Origin of the sequence: Citrobacter sp. Cf072 (assembly GCF_030334485.1) — a bacterium.
Taxonomy (GTDB): domain Bacteria; phylum Pseudomonadota; class Gammaproteobacteria; order Enterobacterales; family Enterobacteriaceae; genus Citrobacter; species Citrobacter freundii.
On the sequence record NZ_JAOWDX010000045.1, the window covers coordinates 553,728 to 572,262 of the forward strand.

At 52.3% G+C, this 18,535-nt stretch carries 19 protein-coding genes; 13 read left to right on the plus strand and 6 right to left on the minus strand.

Annotation, left to right across the window (positions count from 1 at the left end):
* The first annotated feature begins 18 nt into the window (after positions 1 to 18).
* A complete protein-coding gene (speB, locus tag OGX66_RS15025; protein ID WP_003027056.1) occupies positions 19 to 939 on the plus strand; it encodes an agmatinase in 921 nt (306 codons plus the stop codon).
* Between the two features lie 196 nt (positions 940 to 1,135).
* Here the strand turns inward: speB and loiP are convergent, their stop codons facing one another.
* Entirely contained in the window at positions 1,136 to 1,894 is a 759-nt protein-coding gene (gene loiP / locus OGX66_RS15030) for a metalloprotease LoiP (protein WP_003027053.1), read from the minus strand.
* Between the two features lie 279 nt (positions 1,895 to 2,173).
* Between loiP and tkt the strand changes: the two genes are divergently transcribed.
* From tkt to OGX66_RS15065, 7 genes are all read left to right on the plus strand, one after another.
* Positions 2,174 to 4,165, plus strand: a complete 1,992-nt coding sequence (tkt, locus tag OGX66_RS15035) for a transketolase (protein ID WP_003027049.1) — start codon at positions 2,174 to 2,176, stop codon at positions 4,163 to 4,165.
* Positions 4,166 to 4,479: 314 nt separating this feature from the next.
* Complete coding sequence (gene cmtB, locus OGX66_RS15040; protein ID WP_032950059.1) at positions 4,480 to 4,923, plus strand: PTS mannitol transporter subunit IIA; 444 nt, start codon at positions 4,480 to 4,482, stop codon at positions 4,921 to 4,923.
* A 27-nt stretch (positions 4,924 to 4,950) separates the two neighbouring features.
* Positions 4,951 to 6,330 (plus strand): PTS mannitol transporter subunit IIBC, encoded by a 1,380-nt coding sequence (locus OGX66_RS15045; RefSeq protein WP_088903074.1) that lies wholly within the window; start codon positions 4,951 to 4,953, stop codon positions 6,328 to 6,330.
* Between the two features lie 24 nt (positions 6,331 to 6,354).
* Positions 6,355 to 7,632, plus strand: a complete 1,278-nt coding sequence (locus OGX66_RS15050; RefSeq protein ID WP_048218565.1) for a zinc-binding dehydrogenase — start codon at positions 6,355 to 6,357, stop codon at positions 7,630 to 7,632.
* On the plus strand, positions 7,629 to 8,600 hold the full coding sequence (gene glpX, locus OGX66_RS15055; RefSeq protein ID WP_088903075.1) for a class II fructose-bisphosphatase: 972 nt from the start codon (positions 7,629 to 7,631) through the stop codon (positions 8,598 to 8,600). Before OGX66_RS15050 ends, glpX begins: the two co-directional genes overlap by 4 nt.
* A 15-nt stretch (positions 8,601 to 8,615) precedes the next feature.
* A complete protein-coding gene (locus tag OGX66_RS15060) occupies positions 8,616 to 9,125 on the plus strand; it encodes an MltR family transcriptional regulator (RefSeq protein WP_032950053.1) in 510 nt (169 codons plus the stop codon).
* Positions 9,122 to 9,832 carry a nucleoside/nucleotide kinase family protein gene (locus OGX66_RS15065; protein WP_088903076.1) on the plus strand — a complete coding sequence of 237 codons (711 nt, stop codon included), beginning with the start codon at positions 9,122 to 9,124 and terminating at the stop codon, positions 9,830 to 9,832. The genes OGX66_RS15060 and OGX66_RS15065 overlap by 4 nt, the downstream gene beginning before the upstream one ends.
* On the opposite strand, the gene OGX66_RS15070 is transcribed toward OGX66_RS15065, so the two are convergent.
* From OGX66_RS15070 to OGX66_RS15090, 5 genes are read right to left on the minus strand one after another with little or no spacing between them, the layout of a single operon-like run.
* A complete protein-coding gene (locus OGX66_RS15070; protein ID WP_088903077.1) occupies positions 9,789 to 10,472 on the minus strand; it encodes an ABC transporter ATP-binding protein in 684 nt (227 codons plus the stop codon). The two genes, OGX66_RS15065 and OGX66_RS15070, sit on opposite strands and share 44 nt — an antisense overlap.
* Positions 10,466 to 11,143 carry an ABC transporter ATP-binding protein gene (locus OGX66_RS15075; RefSeq protein ID WP_003846369.1) on the minus strand — a complete coding sequence of 226 codons (678 nt, stop codon included), beginning with the start codon at positions 11,141 to 11,143 and terminating at the stop codon, positions 10,466 to 10,468. The genes OGX66_RS15070 and OGX66_RS15075 overlap by 7 nt, the downstream gene beginning before the upstream one ends.
* Entirely contained in the window at positions 11,131 to 11,838 is a 708-nt protein-coding gene (locus OGX66_RS15080) for an energy-coupling factor transporter transmembrane component T (RefSeq protein ID WP_044700834.1), read from the minus strand. Before OGX66_RS15080 ends, OGX66_RS15075 begins: the two co-directional genes overlap by 13 nt.
* Positions 11,839 to 12,417: an ECF transporter S component gene (locus OGX66_RS15085; protein ID WP_088903078.1), complete on the minus strand. Its 579-nt coding sequence runs from the start codon at positions 12,415 to 12,417 to the stop codon at positions 11,839 to 11,841.
* Between the two features lie 24 nt (positions 12,418 to 12,441).
* Positions 12,442 to 12,867, minus strand: coding sequence for a PPC domain-containing DNA-binding protein (locus OGX66_RS15090; protein ID WP_003027037.1), 426 nt, complete (start codon positions 12,865 to 12,867; stop codon positions 12,442 to 12,444).
* Positions 12,868 to 13,241: 374 nt separating this feature from the next.
* On the opposite strand from OGX66_RS15090, the gene epd reads away from it, so the two are divergent.
* The 5 genes from epd to argO all read left to right on the plus strand — a co-directional run bounded on the left by epd (position 13,242) and on the right by argO (position 18,479).
* The gene (gene epd / locus OGX66_RS15095; RefSeq protein WP_003027035.1) at positions 13,242 to 14,270 is read left to right on the plus strand and encodes an erythrose-4-phosphate dehydrogenase; all 1,029 of its coding nucleotides are present in this window, start codon (positions 13,242 to 13,244) and stop codon (positions 14,268 to 14,270) included.
* Between the two features lie 39 nt (positions 14,271 to 14,309).
* A complete protein-coding gene (pgk, locus tag OGX66_RS15100; protein ID WP_003027032.1) occupies positions 14,310 to 15,473 on the plus strand; it encodes a phosphoglycerate kinase in 1,164 nt (387 codons plus the stop codon).
* 88 nt (positions 15,474 to 15,561) lie between these two features.
* On the plus strand, positions 15,562 to 16,641 hold the full coding sequence (gene fbaA, locus OGX66_RS15105) for a class II fructose-bisphosphate aldolase (RefSeq protein WP_003027029.1): 1,080 nt from the start codon (positions 15,562 to 15,564) through the stop codon (positions 16,639 to 16,641).
* A 191-nt stretch (positions 16,642 to 16,832) separates the two neighbouring features.
* Positions 16,833 to 17,693 (plus strand): small-conductance mechanosensitive channel MscS, encoded by an 861-nt coding sequence (locus OGX66_RS15110; RefSeq protein ID WP_003027007.1) that lies wholly within the window; start codon positions 16,833 to 16,835, stop codon positions 17,691 to 17,693.
* Between the two features lie 150 nt (positions 17,694 to 17,843).
* Positions 17,844 to 18,479 carry an arginine exporter ArgO gene (gene argO, locus OGX66_RS15115; RefSeq protein ID WP_003027005.1) on the plus strand — a complete coding sequence of 212 codons (636 nt, stop codon included), beginning with the start codon at positions 17,844 to 17,846 and terminating at the stop codon, positions 18,477 to 18,479.
* Positions 18,480 to 18,535: the final 56 nt, after the last annotated feature.

Here is an 18,535-nt window from a genome sequence, read left to right on the forward strand (position 1 = left end):
TTTTAAAGAGGTCAGTACATGAGCACCTTAGGTCATCAATACGACAACTCCCTGGTTTCTAACGCCTTTGGTTTTTTACGTCTGCCGATGAACTTCATGCCGTACGATAGCGACGCCGACTGGGTGATCACCGGTGTACCGTTTGATATGGCAACGTCTGGTCGTGCGGGCGGGCGTCATGGTCCGGCGGCAATCCGTCAGGTTTCCACCAACCTGGCCTGGGAGCACAACCGCTTCCCGTGGAACTTCGATATGCGCGAGCGCCTGAACGTGGTGGACTGCGGCGATCTGGTTTATGCGTTCGGGGATGCGCGTGAAATGAGTGAAAAACTGCAGGCGCATGCTGAGAAGCTGCTGTCTGCCGGTAAGCGCATGCTCTCCTTTGGCGGCGACCACTTCGTCACGCTGCCGCTGCTGCGCGCGCATGCCAAGCACTTTGGTAAAATGGCGCTGGTGCACTTTGATGCCCACACCGACACCTACGCTAACGGCTGCGAATTCGACCACGGCACCATGTTCTACACTGCGCCGAACGAAGGTCTGATCGATCCGAATCACTCTGTGCAGATCGGTATTCGTACCGAGTTCGACAAAGACAACGGCTTTACCGTACTGGATGCGTGCCAGGTTAACGACCGCAGCGTTGATGACATTATCGCTCAGGTTAAGCAGATTGTCGGTGATATGCCGGTATACCTGACTTTTGATATCGACTGTCTGGACCCGGCGTTTGCACCAGGAACCGGTACGCCAGTGATCGGCGGTCTGACTTCCGATCGTGCTATTAAACTGGTACGTGGTCTGAAAGATCTGAACATCGTCGGGATGGATGTTGTTGAAGTGGCTCCGGCCTACGATCAGTCAGAGATCACCGCACTGGCGGCGGCAACGTTAGCGTTGGAGATGCTGTATATCCAGGCGGCGAAAAAAGGCGAGTAACGGTTTCGGGCTATTTTACTCGCCATTTTGAACCCGGGCAGTGCTCGCCATCCTCACGTACTACGTGTACGCTCCGGTGGTTGTGCGCTGTCCGGTCTCAAACTGGCTTCGCCAATAACGCCCGATCGCTGGACTAAATTTGTAATTCTGTAGGCCGGATAAGGCGTTCACGCCGCCATCCGGCACTGTTCGAAGATTATTTGATCCCGTCTGCGCTCATGCGATCGCGAATATGTTGCGCACGTTCTGCGGATGCCGGATGATCGTCAAACATTGAGCTTTGACGTCCTGCTTCCAGTTTTGCCAGTTTCTCAAAACTGGTGGCTAAGCCAGCCGGGTTGATCCCACGTTTGCGCAACAGATCATACGAGTAATCATCCGCCTCGGATTCCTGACGCTGGGAGAACTGCGAGTTCACCAGTTTCTCGCCAAGATCGCCCAATTGCGATTGCGACAGGCTGCCGACAATCCCGCCAGCGGAAGCCGCAGCTGCGCGCACGGCGTTCGTACCCAGCGCAACCTGCATCCCTTTTTTCACGTGACCCAGCGCAACGTGACCCATTTCGTGGCCGATCACCGCTTCGACTTCGTTGTCGGTCATCATATCCATCAGGCCGCTGTATACGCGGATACAGCCGTTCGCCATGGCAAAGGCATTTACATCTTTCGCCATATAGACTTTGTAGTTCACCGGCTGGCCGTTAATGTTATCGCCAAGCGCGGCGGCGATTTTGCCAAGACGCGTTGCATACTCGCTGCCAGCCGGGGCGATGGTAGCTTTGCTGTCCATATCCTTACAGGCCTGATCGCTCAGCGCTTTTACCTGCGCATCGCTCAGACTGTAGGCCTGAAAAGCCTCTGCGCCTGAGGAAAGCAGTCCGTTTGAGTCCATGTTCTGGCAGCCGGTCAATGCCGCCGCCATGCTCGTAGCAAGCAGTAAAGCGCGAATTTTCATTTTTTCTCTTCCGCACAAAGTCAGGATTATTCTAAAAAATGCGTCGTTTGCAGGTGAACCGACGCTCGGCATAAGTATAAAGAAAAGAACAATAAGCGGGCGAGAAGATTGCGCAACTTGCGCGCATGATCCAGAGATTTCTGAAGCGGTAAAAGGATGCTCCATGTACATGACACGCGGCTTGGGTTACATTGTTGGCACTTTTTTCCGGCGTAGCCCAAAACGCGCTGTCGTCAAGTCGTTTAGGGCGTGGCCTTCATTATCCGATCTGGAGTCAAAATGTCCTCACGTAAAGAGCTTGCCAATGCTATTCGTGCGCTGAGCATGGACGCAGTACAGAAAGCCAAATCCGGTCACCCGGGTGCCCCGATGGGTATGGCTGACATTGCCGAAGTCCTGTGGCGTGATTTCCTGAACCACAACCCGACTAACCCGTCCTGGGCTGATCGTGACCGCTTCGTGCTGTCTAACGGCCACGGTTCAATGCTGATTTACAGCCTGCTGCACCTCACCGGCTATGATCTGCCGATGTCCGAGCTGCAGAACTTCCGTCAGCTGCACTCCAAAACGCCGGGTCACCCGGAAGTGGGTTACACCGCGGGTGTTGAAACCACGACCGGTCCTTTGGGTCAGGGCATTGCGAATGCAGTGGGTATGGCTATCGCTGAGAAAACGCTGGCGGCGCAGTTTAACCGTCCTGGTCACGACATCGTTGACCACTTCACCTATGCTTTCATGGGCGACGGCTGCATGATGGAAGGTATCTCTCACGAGGTATGTTCCCTGGCCGGTACGCTGAAACTGGGTAAACTGGTTGCGTTCTACGATGACAACGGCATCTCTATCGATGGCCACGTTGAAGGCTGGTTCACCGATGACACCGCGAAGCGTTTCGAAGCTTACGGCTGGCACGTGATTCGTGGTGTAGATGGTCACGATGCTGACGCGATTAAACGCGCTGTTGAAGAAGCACGCGCAGTGACCGACAAACCGTCCCTGCTGATGTGCAAAACCATCATCGGTTTCGGTTCTCCGAACAAAGCCGGTACCCACGACTCTCACGGTGCACCGCTGGGCGATGCAGAAATCGCACTGACCCGTGAACAGCTGGGCTGGAAATACGCGCCGTTCGAAATCCCGTCTGAAATCTACGCGCAGTGGGATGCGAAAGAAGCCGGCCAGGCAAAAGAAGCCGCATGGAACGAGAAGTTCGCTGCTTATGCCAAAGCTTTCCCGCAGGAAGCTGCTGAATTCACCCGTCGTATGAAAGGTGAAATGCCGTCTGACTTCGACGCAAAAGCCAACGAGTTCATTGCTAAGCTGCAGGCTAACCCGGCGAAAATCGCCAGCCGTAAAGCGTCTCAGAACGCGATTGAAGCCTTCGGTCCTCTGCTGCCTGAATTCCTCGGCGGCTCTGCTGACCTGGCACCGTCTAACCTGACTCTGTGGTCTGGTTCTAAGGCCATCAACGAAGATACTGCCGGTAACTACATCCATTACGGTGTACGTGAATTCGGTATGACCGCTATCGCAAACGGTATTTCCCTGCATGGTGGTTTCCTGCCGTACACCTCCACCTTCCTGATGTTCGTGGAATATGCCCGTAACGCGGTGCGTATGGCTGCGCTGATGAAACAGCGTCAGGTGATGGTCTATACTCACGACTCCATCGGTCTGGGTGAAGATGGTCCGACTCACCAGCCGGTAGAGCAGGTTGCTTCTCTGCGTGTGACTCCGAACATGAGCACATGGCGTCCGTGTGACCAGGTTGAATCCGCAGTAGCATGGAAATACGGTGTTGAGCGTCAGGACGGCCCGACCGCGCTGATCCTCTCCCGTCAGAACCTGGCACAGCAGGAACGTACCGCAGAGCAACTGGCGAACATCGCTCGCGGTGGCTACGTGCTGAAAGATTGCGCGGGTCAGCCGGAGTTGATCTTCATCGCCACCGGTTCTGAAGTTGAACTTGCCGTGGCTGCCTGGGACAAACTGACCGCTGAAGGCGTGAAAGCGCGCGTGGTTTCCATGCCGTCTACCGATGCATTCGACAAGCAGGATGCGGCTTACCGTGAATCCGTGCTGCCGAAAGCCGTCTCTGCTCGCGTCGCTATCGAAGCTGGCATTGCTGACTACTGGTTCAAATACGTGGGCCTGAACGGCGCTATTGTTGGTATGACTACCTTTGGTGAGTCTGCACCGGCAGAACTGCTGTTTGAAGAATTCGGCTTTACCGTAGACAACGTGGTCGCGAAAGCAAAAGAACTGCTGTAATTTCGATTACAGGTGAAAACGGGTCGCTCAGGCGGCCCGTTTTTAATTTGGCTGAATTTAATTCACATTGCGCAATCAGTAAATTTAGATCTGAATCACAAATATGATATTTAGTGTTATTTGGTATTTGCAATGCACGTCACATAATTAGTATTGCTTTTTATTTTTAATGACACAATTCATTGTTTTTAAAGACTTCACAAAAAGACATTCCGCGCCATACGTATTTTCCCCCTCGATTGATTTCATTTTGCCGCACGCGTATTTTATTTTTAACGCTAACTCGTACCCTAAAAATAAAATAAGGAAAATGTATGCGGCTGATTGATTACTTTCCCGAATCATCTATATCAATAAAAGATTCAGCAAAGAACTGGCAGGAAGCAATTGACTTTTCTATGTCATCCTTACTCGCCAATCATTATGTCAATTCAGATTATATTCAGGCGATCAAAGACTCAACGATTAACAATGGCCCTTATTATATTTTAGCGCCTGGTGTCGCCATGCCACACGCTCGTCCGGAATGTGGCGCGTTAAAAACCGGAATGTCATTAACGCTTCTTAAACAGGAAGTGAAATTTGCCGATGATGATGAAGGTATCAGATTATTAATCGGGTTGTCGGCGGCAAATGCTGACTCTCACATTGGCGCTATTCAGGCTTTAAGCGAATTATTATGTGAAGAGGAAGCGCTAAGCGCTTTGTTAGCGGCTAAATCAGAAAAACAGCTGGCGGATATTATCGCCTTTGCATAATTCATCGTTTCCTTTCAGGATAATATTATGGAAAACAAGTCTGCTCGTGCCAAAGTCCAGGCTTTTGGTGGTTTTTTGACTGCAATGGTCATTCCCAATATCGGTGCCTTTATTGCCTGGGGTTTTATAACCGCATTGTTTATTCCTACCGGTTGGATGCCGAATGAGCATTTCGCCAAAATTGTCGGTCCGATGATTACCTATTTACTGCCCGTCATGATTGGCTCCACAGGGGGGCATCTGGTTGGCGGGAAACGTGGCGCAGTAATGGGAGGCATTGGTTCTATTGGCGTTATTGTGGGCGCGGATATCCCGATGTTCCTTGGCGCGATGGTGATGGGACCACTTGGCGGCTGGGTGATTAAGCATATCGACCACCTGCTGGAAAAACGCATCCCCGCTGGTTTCGAGATGGTTATCAATAACTTCTCCCTGGGTATTGCGGGAATGCTCTTATGTTTGCTGGGATTTGAAGTCATTGGCCCGGCGGTTCTCATTGCCAATAACTTTGTGAAGGAGTGTATTGAAGCGTTGGTTCATGCGGGTTATCTGCCGTTGCTATCCGTAATCAATGAACCCGCGAAAATCCTCTTTCTGAATAATGCTATCGATCAGGGCGTCTATTATCCGCTGGGAATGCAACAAGCTTCTGAAACGGGAAAATCGATTTTCTTCATGGTGGCATCTAACCCAGGGCCGGGGTTAGGCCTGTTACTCGGCTTTGCCATTTTCGGTAAAGGGATGAGTAAAAAATCCGCGCCAGGTGCCATGATTATCCACTTCCTCGGTGGTATTCATGAGCTGTATTTCCCGTATGTGCTGATGAAGCCTTTAACCCTGATTGCGATGATTGCCGGGGGAATGACCGGGACGTGGGTATTCCACCTGCTGGACGGTGGGTTGGTTGCAGGACCGAGCCCAGGATCAATATTCGCCTATCTGGCATTAACGCCAAAAGGATCTTTCCTCGCGACCATTGCAGGCGTTACAGCGGGAACAATTGTTACTTTTGTGATTACATCTGTAATCCTGAAAATGGAAAAGAGCGTAGAAACAGAAAGTGAGGATGACTTTGCTGAATCAGCCAGAACCGTCAAAGCGATGAAGCAGGAAGGTAAATTCTCTTATAAAAATATTAAACGCGTCGCTTTTGTCTGTGATGCGGGAATGGGTTCCAGTGCGATGGGGGCAACCACGTTTCGTAAGCGTCTGGAGAAAGCGGGATTAAATATTAACGTCACGCACTATGCTATCGAAAACGTTCCACAAGATGCCGATATTATTGTCACCCATGCCAGTCTTGAAGGTCGTGTTAAACGAGTGAGTGAAAAGCCATTAGTACTTATTAAGAACTATATTGGTGATCCACTGTTGGATGATTTATTTAAACGCATTACTGCGAACTAACCTTCTTCTATTTTGGGAGTAAGTATGAAAACGAAAGTGGCTGCCATATATGGCAAGCAGGATATTCGTATCCGCGAATTTGATCTGCCTGAAATTACAGATAACGAATTGTTAGTAAGCGTAATATCCGATAGCGTTTGTTTGTCCACCTGGAAAGCGGCGGCATTGGGGAGCGATCATAAACGCGTGCCGGACGATTTGGAAAATCATCCGGTCATTACCGGACATGAATGTGCAGGTATCATTGTTGAGGTGGGAAAAAACCTTACGGATAAATATAAGAAAGGTCAGCGTTTTGTGTTGCAACCCGCGATGGGATTGCCAAGTGGATATTCCGCGGGATACAGCTACGAATATTTTGGCGGTAATGCGACATATATGATTATCCCGGAAGTGGCGATTAATCTGGGATGCGTTCTACCTTACCACGGCTCTTATTTTGCCGCCGCCTCATTGGCAGAACCGATGTGCTGCATTATTGGCGCGTATAACGCGAATTTTCACACCACGCCTTACGTCTATGAGCATCGCATGGGGATTAAGCCGGGGGGAAGCATTGCGCTTCTGGCCTGCGCCGGGCCGATGGGTATCGGCGCAATAGATTATGCCATTAACGGCAGTATTCAGCCGTCACGCGTGGTGGTGGTCGACATTGACGAAGCACGACTGACGCAGGCTAAAAAATTGTTGCCGGTTGAGCTCGCGGCAGAAAAAGGGATTGAGCTTATCTATGTGAATACCTTCGGTATGGACTCCCCGACCGCGATGCTGCGCGCCCTTACTAATGACGCAGGTTTTGATGATGTCTTTGTGTATGCGGCAGTGCCAGCCGTCATTGAAATGGCTGACGATTTACTCGCGGAAGATGGTTGCCTGAATTTCTTTGCCGGTCCGACGGACAGCAACTTTAAAGTGCCGTTTAATTTTTATAACGTGCACTACAACAGCACTCACGTGGTCGGGACCTCCGGTGGATCAACGGATGATATGAAAGAGGCTATTGCACTCAGTGCAACCGGACAGCTACAGCCGTCGTTTATGGTGACGCACATTGGCGGCCTTGATGCGGTTCCGGAAACCGTATTGAATTTACCGGCAATTCCTGGCGGTAAGAAGCTGATTTATAACGGCGTTACCATGCCGCTAACCGCCATTGCTGATTTTGCCGAGAAAGGGAAAACTGACCCATTATTCAAAGAGTTGGCGCTGCTGGTGGAGGAAACGCACGGCATCTGGAACGAAAAGGCAGAAAAATACCTACTGGCACACTTCGGCGTTGATATCGGGGAGGCGGCGATATGATGTCGCTGGCATGGCCGCTATTTCGTATCACGGAGCAGGCTGCGCTGGCAGCCTGGCCGCAAACCGGGTGCGGCGATAAAAACAAGATTGATGGTCTGGCAGTGACGGCAATGCGCGAAGCATTGAACAGTATTGCCATCCGCGGACGAATCGTCATTGGCGAAGGGGAGATTGATCAAGCCCCGATGCTGTGGATTGGTGAGGAAGTGGGAACCGGCGCCGGACCAGAGGTCGATATCGCTGTCGATCCTATTGAAGGTACGCGAATGGTGGCGATGGGGCAATGCAATGCGCTGGCCGTCATGGCGTTTGCCCCTCGCGGCAGTTTGTTACATGCCCCTGATATGTACATGAAAAAACTGGTTGTTAATCGGTATGCAAAAGGAGCGATTAATCTGGCGCTGCCGTTGGCAGACAATCTGCGCAATGTGGCTGAGGCATTGGACAAACCGTTGGAGAGACTGCGGATGGTGACGCTGGATAAACCGCGTCTTCAACCGGCGATTGCCGAAGCGACACGGCTTGGGGTCAAAGTCTTTGCGCTGCCCGATGGTGATGTGGCCGCCAGCGTGCTTGCCTGTATGCAGGAAAATCCCTATGACCTGATGTACACCATTGGCGGGGCACCTGAAGGGGTTATTTCAGCTTGCGCAGTTAAAGCGCTGGGGGGCGACATGCAGGCTGAACTGATTGATTTTTGCGAGGCGAAAGGTGATAGCGCAGATAATCGTCTGATTGCGGCACAGGAGCGTCAGCGCTGCAGGGAAATGGGCGTTGAGATCAACCGTATCTATGCGCTCGACGAACTGGTAGGGGGAAATAAGATCCTCTTCAGCGCGACGGGGGTTACGGGCGGCGATCTTGTGAAAGGGATCCAACAGGTTGCGAATGGTGTGCGCACGCAAACTTTACTGATCGGCGGCGCGGATCGAACGTGTAATATAATAGACTCTCTGCATTCATGGTGATTTATCGGATAACTAATGACGACGCTGACAGAAGACGATGTGCTTGAGCAACTGGATGCTCAAAATAATTTACTTTCGTTTATGACGACGGCACATAACATTTTGCTCCAGGGCATTAAGCGCTTTCTGCCGTCGCTGTTCGTTAATAACGATGAAGAGATCGTGGAATATGCAGTGAAGCCGTTGCTCGCCCAGAGTGGACCGCTTGACGATATCGACGTTGCGCTACGTCTGATTTATGCGCTGGGAAAAATGGATAAATGGCTTTACGCCGATATCACCCATTTTTCCCAGTTTTATCAGTACCTGAACGAGCAGGATACTATCCCCGGTTTTGCCGATGACATCACCTGGGATTTTATCAGCAACGTGAACAGTATTACCCACAACGCAACGCTCTACGGCGCACTGGAGTCAATGAAATTTGCCGACTTTGCTGCGTGGTCTGAGGTGCGCTTTAGTGCAATGGTCAAGACGGCAATGACGCTGGCAGTGACGGCGATTTTAAAGGAATTAACGCCGTGAAAATCAAACTAACGGTGAATGGGCTACAGGTTGAAGCACATTACCATGATGATGAGATAGAGAACGTCCACAAACCGTTATTACAGCAACTGGCAAAAATACACGCTGCTAATCCGCAGCGACGTACGATAGTTTTTCTCTGCGCGCCACCGGGTACGGGTAAATCGACGCTGACCACCTTCTGGGAATATCTCTGCGCTCAGGATCCTTGTCTGCCGGAGATCCAGACGCTTCCGATGGATGGCTTCCATCACTACAACAGCTGGCTGGATGCCCATAACCTGCGGGCATACAAAGGTGCGCCGGAAACTTTTGATGTGGATAAGCTTGCGCAGAATCTACGCCAGATAAGGGAAGGGGAATGCTTCTGGCCGCAATATGATCGGCAAAAGCACGATCCGGTCGAAGAGGCCATACGGGTGACTGCGCCGATGGTGATTGTGGAGGGAAACTGGTTATTGCGCGATGATGAAAGATGGCGAGCGTTAGCTGCGTTTTGTGATTACTCGTTGTTTATTCGTGCCCCAGCCAATGCGCTGCGTACGCGACTGGTAGGCCGTAAACTGGCTGGCGGACTCTCACAAGCTGATGCTGAGGCATTTTATGAGCGTACCGACGGACCGAATGTCCGTCGGGTGCTGGAAGATAGCCTGCCAGCAGACCTTATGCTGGAGATGACGCTTGAAGGGGCATATCGGATGGCATGAGATTTTTGTTGTGTAGCCGTACTATGCGCGAAAAATGGCGCTGCGTAAATGCAACGTCATGACTGATCGCTACAATGCTGGCGCCACGCGTACGACACACTGCCAGCCAGTTTTCGAAGACGCCAAGCCAGTGCGCATCAAAGTCCCGACTGGGCTCATCCAGCAGTAGAATAGCGGGTTTGAGGGCTTCCAGACTGGCGACGGCAACCATACGTCGTTGTGCCGTATGCAGATCGAGCGGGTGCGCGTCGGCGACATCCTCTAACTGACATAATCGCAGCGCCGCCATCGTGCGTTGCGCAATTTCAGTCGCCGGAAGCTTCTGTAGCCGTAATCCGAAGGCAACTTCCTCTGCAACCTTGCTGTGAAAGATTTGATTCTCCGCTTCCTGAAACAGTACGCCGAGCACCCTGGCGCGCTCCCGGTTTTTCAGTTGCGCAATCGCACGATTTTGAACGGTTATTGTGCCGGATGAGGGCGTCAGTAGCCCGGCCATGATGCGCAACAGCGTGGATTTTCCTGCGCCATTATCGCCCGTTAGCGCCAGCCATTCCCCCTCCTGGAGTTCCAGCGAAATATTGCGTAAACAGTCATCGGCGGCGCTCGGCCAGCGATAGCTAACCTGGTTTAGCGTTAGCATAGTGATGACAATGCTCCGTCGCGCAGCTGCCATGCCTGCTGGCAGTAGCTGAGAAAAGGTGAAGGGTTGCGTTCGAAAAGTATCACCAAAGCATGCTGTTCCTGTGCCCACTGTTGCAGTCGCGCCAGCAGCATTGCCGTGGCTTGCGCCGTCAGGCGACTGAACGCTTCATCCAGAATCAATATTTTCGGCTGCATGGCGAGTGCGCTGGCAATGACTACCCGCTGGGTTTCCCCGCCGGAAAGGGTGCCGGGATGACGATGGCGCAGAGGCTGACATTCCGTCAGCGTAAGGGCGGCATCTATGCGCTGCATAATTTCAGTCTCGGTAAGGCAGAGATTTTCCGGGCCAAACGCCACTTCTTCCTCCACGCTGAAAGTACAACCTGAAAGCTGCAGGTAAGGTGACTGCTGCACAAGCTGGATGGTACTCGACTGCTCGACCAGCGATAGTTGCCCGATGGGATTACCCAGTAGCGTGCCTGTACCCTCAATTTCTCCCGGAAGGAAGTCGGGGTACCAGCCAGCCATCAGCTGTGCCAGCGTACTTTTCCCGCTGCCGTTCTCACCAAAAATAGCCACCATACCAGGCCTGGCGTAATGGAAATCGTAACAGGCGGATGGCCGCATAGCGTGCGTCGGAATATAGCGAAACTGCTCTAACGTAACCATATCCAGATTCCTGTCTCAACTGCCATCAGAACCACCATACCGTAGCGGGCCAGACGTTGTAAGGTGCTGTCTGGCGGCGCCCATAGCGTGGTGCGAGTGCGATGCAGGCGAAATCCCCGCATATCGAGCGCTGCACCGCGAACGGCCAAGTCATTGAGCGCGTTATGGGTGAGCGGCACAATTAATGCCGGCATAGCGCGTAAACGTTGGTACCAGGACTCATCCAGCGGTACGCCGCGTGCGCGCTGTGCCTCGTGAATAATCGCCAATTGGTGTTTGAGCTGTTCAACCACCAGCAGCGGGCCTGCGAACAGATAGGCAACGCCTGGCGGCAGGCGTGAAGCAAACAGGGCGCGCATAAAGCGCGCAACCGGCACGTACTGCATCCACATCTGCGATGTCGACACAATGGCCAGGATCCGTAGCCAGAGCGTAACGGCATCGGCCCAGCGTTCTGGTGCGCGCGGCTGCCCGCTAATCCACTCGGTAAGCCATCCGCCGTGTACCAGCCATAGCCCCAGTCCTAAGGGGATCATCAGCCAGAGTACGTATTTCGCCCGCGACCGCGTAGCCTTCATACATAGCAAACCGACAAACGTCGCGGCGCTATACAAGCTGAGCGGCACTCCGGCTGGCAGCAGGAGCGTGGAGCAGGCGGCAAGCGCCCACAGAGTTAACGACGTAAACGGATGCATTTAGCGCACGGCAGACATCGTAGGGAAATGGCGCGTGGTGCGCAGCGGAAGTTGTCGCAGCAGCACCCAGACGATGATTGCCGTGAGGATTTTATCGACCAGATTCGCACCGATGACGGTAATGGCGACGGACTCCACCAGGTTCTTACCGACCGAGTGCATCCAGGCGACAAAAAGATCCGCGCCGCTGCCAGTGACACCGCCGAACAGAGTCGTGCGAATCGGCACGGCAACGAGGGTCACGGCAAGTGTGATAATTACGCCGCTGAGCACGACTTTAGGTAAGGTGCGAAACCATCCCGCCCGTGCCAGCCAACCGGCGACCAGTCCAATAACCATGGCAACGGGCGCAAAGGCGGCGGCGATCGGATCGGTCAGCAACCCCCACAATAGGTTAGTGAGTAATCCGGTTAGCATCCCCACAACCGGACCTAACAGCACCGCGCTGATCAACGTGCCAATCGAGTCGAGAAAAATAGGTAATTTCAACATGCTGATAAGCTGCCCACCGACCATGTTGATGGCGATAGCAATGACAATAAGAACCAGAGACTGGCTGGAAAATTGGCGACGCGCCATAAAAGACCTCGTATAAGTGAAGCGTTAGCGGGATGAAATAACCAGTTCGTCATAACCGGAAACGGCGCAGGGCTGACGGCTGAATGCCAGAGACGTCAACTCGCCAATCACCAGTTCCAGCGTGGTTCGCACGGTACAGCCCGGCATCATGTGTCCGCCAAGCATCGCGCCGTGTGGGTCAGCAACCGCCAGATGAAGATGCTCGCCGGTAAGTTCCAGCGTGCCGTTCAGAGAGATAATTTCCCACGTACCCGTAAGTAATGTGGTTTCTTCACGTCCGGCGAAGCGCAGAGCAATGTTGGTCAAACTGCCGGTGCAACCCGCTATCCAGGCTGCCTGTAGTTGATGCTGCTGGATAAAAGCGTGTAGCGCTGAAAAGACTTCCTGGCCCGGTAATAAACGCAGCGCATGAAAGCGAGCTTCAGATGGTTGGGGATAGAATGTTGCCATAGTTGAGGGACTCCGAGACTCGGACGTTGCGCTGATAATATAGACACGGGTTAGGGAGCTTTCTGATATAAATCAGGATTTGTGACATGGCAACGAAATAATCTTGCTACGGTTATTCGTAATTCTGGAATATGGAATAAAAGTCGCGTTGAAGGACGTTAAAATGTGACGTAAGTCAGATAACTGTGTTCTGTTGCTGGACAATCATTCCTTTTATTCCGCGTTTCGCTTATTCTAGCTGAAGCGTTTCAGTCGATTAAATGTTCGACAATTAACCAATTAGTCGCAGTTTGCGACAGGTAAGGTTTCCCTGAGCGATTTGCTGCATTACTCTGTCTGCCACATCGTTTCTGAGAAATCCTTGCAGGAGACCTATGACCGTACGCGTAGCGATTAATGGTTTCGGTCGCATCGGACGCAACGTGGTTCGTGCTTTGTATGAATCCGGGCGTCGGGCGGAAATCACCGTGGTGGCAATCAACGAACTGGCGGATGCTGCAGGCATGGCGCATTTGTTGAAATATGACACCAGCCATGGGCGTTTTGCCTGGGATGTTCGTCAGGAACGAGACCAGCTCATCGTTGGCGATGACGCGATCCGCATTCTGCATGAGCGAACGCTCGATGCGCTTCCGTGGCGCGAACTGGGTGTCGACGTTGTGCTGGATTGTACTGGGGTCTTCGGCAGCCGCGAACACGGTGAGGCGCATATTGCCGCCGGCGCAAAGAAAGTGCTCTTTTCACATCCTGGTAGTCACGACATCGACGCAACCGTTGTGTTTGGCGTTAATCAGGATCAGCTGCGCGCTGAGCACCGGATCGTTTCCAATGCCTCCTGCACCACGAATTGCATAATACCCGTCATTAAATTGCTGGATGATGCTTACGGCATTGAGTCTGGTACCGTCACCACGATCCACTCCGCGATGCACGATCAGCAGGTTATTGATGCTTATCATCCTGACCTGCGTCGCACGCGAGCGGCCAGCCAGTCGATCATTCCGGTTGATACCAAACTGGCGGCGGGCATCACGCGAATTTTCCCGCAGTTTAACGATCGTTTTGAAGCGATAGCGGTGCGTGTACCGACCATAAATGTGACGGCGATCGACTTAAGCGTGACGGTAAAAAAACCAGTAAAAGCCAGTGAAGTCAACCAGTTGCTGCAAAAAGCAGCACAAGGTGCATTTCATGGTATAGTTGACTATACGGAATTACCGTTGGTCTCAGTAGATTTTAACCACGACCCGCACAGCGCCATCGTTGATGGTACGCAAACGCGCGTGAGTGGCGCTCACCTGATCAAAACGCTGGTCTGGTGTGATAATGAATGGGGCTTTGCTAACCGTATGCTCGATACGACGTTAGCGATGGCTGCTATTGGTTTCAGGCTCGACGCTTGAGCGTCGACAAAACTTTATGAATCAACGAGAGGATTCACCATGTCTGTAATTAAGATGACCGATCTGGATCTGGCTGGTAAACGCGTTTTTATCCGTGCGGACCTGAACGTACCAGTTAAAGAAGGGAAAGTAACCAGCGATGCGCGTATCCGTGCTTCCCTGCCAACCATCGAACTGGCCCTGAAACAGGGTGCTAAAGTGATGGTAACTTCCCACCTGGGTCGTCCTACCGAAGGCGAGTACAACGAAGAATTCTCTCTGCTGCCGGTTGTTAACTACCTGAAAGACAAACTGTCTGCTCCGGTTCGCCTGGTAAAAGATTACCTGGACGGCGTTGAAGTCGCTGCCGGTGAACTGGTTGTTCTGGAAAACGTTCGCTTCAACAAAGGCGAGAAGAAAGACGACGAAGCGCTGTCCAAAAAATATGCTGCTCTGTGCGACGTATTCGTTATGGACGCTTTCGGTACTGCTCACCGTGCGCAGGCGTCTACTCACGGTATCGGTAAATTCGCCGATGTCGCTTGTGCAGGTCCGCTGCTCGCTGCCGAGCTGGATGCACTGGGTAAAGCACTGAAAGAACCTGCTCGTCCGATGGTTGCTATCGTTGGTGGTTCTAAAGTCTCTACCAAACTGACCGTTCTTGATTCTCTGTCAAAAATCGCTGACCAACTGATTGTTGGCGGTGGTATCGCGAACACCTTCGTTGCTGCTCAAGGTCACAACGTGGGTAAATCCCTGTACGAAGCTGACCTGGTTGACGAAGCTAAGCGTCTGCTGACTACTTGCGACATCCCGGTTCCGACCGACGTTCGCGTAGCGACTGAATTCTCTGAAACCGCACCGGCTACCCTGAAATCCGTTAGCGATGTAAAAGAAGACGAGCAGATCCTGGATATCGGCGACGCTTCTGCACAGCAACTGGCTGACATCCTGAAGAATGCGAAAACCATTCTGTGGAACGGCCCGGTTGGCGTGTTCGAATTCCCGAACTTCCGCAAAGGTACTGAAATCGTTGCTAATGCCATCGCAGACAGCGAAGCATTCTCTATCGCAGGCGGCGGTGACACCCTGGCAGCAATCGACCTGTTCGGCATTGCTGACAAAATCTCCTACATCTCTACTGGCGGCGGCGCGTTCCTCGAATTCGTGGAAGGCAAAGTACTGCCAGCAGTAGCCATGCTCGAAGAGCGTGCTAAAAAGTAAGAATTTAATGGGCAGGGAAACCTGCCCTTATTTTAGCGCGCTTTAGGGCGCGCGCCCTTTCCAAGGCCGAAGATACAGGACTAGTAAAATGTCTAAAATTTTTGATTTCGTAAAACCAGGCGTAATCACTGGTGATGACGTACAGAAAGTTTTCCAGGTAGCTAAAGAAAACAACTTTGCTCTGCCAGCTGTTAACTGCGTGGGTACCGACTCCATCAACGCCGTTTTGGAAACTGCTGCAAAAGTTAAAGCGCCGGTAATCGTACAATTCTCCAACGGTGGTGCTTCTTTCATCGCGGGTAAAGGCGTGAAGTCCGACGTTCCTCAGGGCGCTGCAATCCTGGGTGCTATCTCTGGCGCGCATCACGTTCACCAGATGGCTGAACACTACGGTGTTCCGGTTATCCTGCACACTGACCACTGCGCGAAGAAACTGCTGCCGTGGATCGACGGTCTGCTGGACGCGGGCGAAAAACACTTCGCAGCAACCGGCAAACCGCTGTTCTCTTCTCACATGATCGACCTGTCTGAAGAGTCTCTGGAAGAGAACATCGAAATCTGCTCCAAATACCTGGCGCGCATGTCCAAAATGGGCATGACTCTGGAAATCGAACTGGGTTGCACCGGTGGCGAAGAAGATGGCGTGGACAACAGCCACATGGACGCTTCTGCACTGTACACCCAGCCGGAAGACGTTGATTACGCATACACCGAGCTGAGCAAGATCAGCCCGCGTTTCACCATCGCAGCTTCCTTCGGTAACGTACACGGCGTTTACAAGCCGGGTAACGTCGTTCTGACCCCGACCATCCTGCGCGACTCTCAGGACTATGTTTCTAAGAAACATAACCTGCCGCACAACAGCCTGAACTTCGTCTTCCACGGCGGTTCCGGTTCTACTGCTCAGGAAATCAAAGACTCCGTAAGCTACGGCGTAGTGAAAATGAACATCGATACCGATACCCAATGGGCTACCTGGGAAGGCGTTCTGAACTACTACAAAGCAAACGAAGCTTACCTGCAGGGCCAGTTGGGAAACCCGAAAGGCGAAGATCAGCCGAACAAGAAATACTACGATCCGCGCGTATGGCTGCGTGCTGGTCAGGCAACCATGATCACCCGTCTGGAACAGGCTTTCAAAGAACTGAACGCGGTTGACGTTCTGTAATTTACGCCGTTCCACGTGACATGAGGCCCGCAAATGCGGGCCTTTTTTATTGCTATGTCAACGTTCTGCTGGCAGAGAATTCTGTGATCTGTTTGGCAAAATCCAGGTTTATTGTTTACCCTTGTCAGGTTGCCAGTCCCGTCAGGGCGGCTTTATTTCTCCCGTTTGGGTAAGCAAAAAAGGAATATTGAATGGAAGATTTGAATGTTGTCGACAGCATAAACGGTGCGGGCACCTGGCTGGTGCGCAACCAGGAACTGCTGTTGAGCTATGCCGTCAACATCGTTGCGGCCATCGCGATTGTCATTATCGGTATGATCGTGGCGCGCATTGTATCAAATACCGTTAACCGCCTGATGCTGGCGCGTAAAATTGATGCCACTGTTGCCGACTTCCTCTCTGCACTGGTGCGTTACGGTATTATCGCTTTCACGCTGATTGCCGCTCTGGGCCGCGTTGGGGTGCAAACAGCCTCCGTGATCGCCGTTCTCGGTGCCGCAGGTTTAGCCGTCGGTCTGGCGCTGCAAGGTTCGCTGTCCAACCTCGCCGCAGGTGTCCTGCTGGTAATGTTCCGTCCGTTCCGTGCGGGTGAGTATGTCGATCTCGGCGGCGTGGCTGGAACCGTGCTCAACGTGCAGATTTTCTCCACCACCATGCGTACCGTTGACGGTAAGATTGTAGTGATCCCGAACGGTAAAATTATTGCCGGGAACATCATTAACTTCTCTCGTGAGCCGGTTCGTCGTAACGAATTTATTATCGGCGTGGCTTACGACTCCGATATCGATCAGGTGAAAAAAATCCTCACTGATATCATTCAGTCGGAAGATCGCATTCTTAAAGACCGTGAAATGACGGTACGCCTGAATGAGCTGGGGGCTTCCTCAATTAATTTTGTGGTACGCGTCTGGAGCAACAGCAGCGATCTGCAAAGCGTCTACTGGGATGTGCTGGAACGCATTAAGCGCGAGTTCGATGCCAACGGCATCAGCTTCCCGTATCCGCAGATGGATGTAAACTTCAAGCGTGTGAAAGAGCGCGCGGCAGAGTAATTACGCGCCCGGAGGCGCTTTTGCTTTCCGGGCCGATAAAAACTTTCTTTCCATTAATTTCCCTAATCTGCGATTAAAATTATCCATTTCCGCTAATGTTTTCCCGGCGCTATAGTCTGCTCCTAAGAGAAACAGTTCGGGATGATTAACGTGTTATCGTATTACTTTCAAGGGCTTGCACTTGGTGCGGCCATGATTCTTCCGCTTGGTCCGCAAAACGCCTTCGTGATGAACCAGGGCATTCGCCGCCAGTATCACATCATGATTGCTTTACTCTGTGCTATCAGCGATTTAGTGCTGATTTGTGCGGGGATCTTTGGCGGTAGCGCCTTGCTGATGCAGTCACCATGGCTGATGGCGCTGGTCACCTGGGGTGGGGTGGCTTTTTTACTCTGGTACGGTTTCGGGGCGTTAAAAACGGCGATGAGCAGTAATCTGGAACTGGCCAGTGCCGAGGTGATGAAGCAGGGGCGCTGGAAAATCATCGCCACCATGCTGGCGGTGACATGGCTCAATCCCCATGTTTACCTGGATACCTTTGTGGTGCTGGGGAGTCTGGGGGGGCAACTGGACGTTGAGCCGAAGCGCTGGTTTGCGCTGGGAACCGTCAGCGCTTCGTTCCTGTGGTTTTTCGGTCTGGCATTGCTGGCGGCCTGGCTGGCTCCGCGTCTGCGCACTGCTAAAGCGCAGCGCATCATCAATACGCTGGTAGGATTAGTGATGTGGTTTATTGCTTTTCAACTGGCAAAAGAAGGTGTTGCGCACGTTCATGCGTTGTTCAACTAAGTGTTGTCTGATGGACAACGCAGCGAGATCGTCTAAGCTTGCCTGCATGTGCCCTG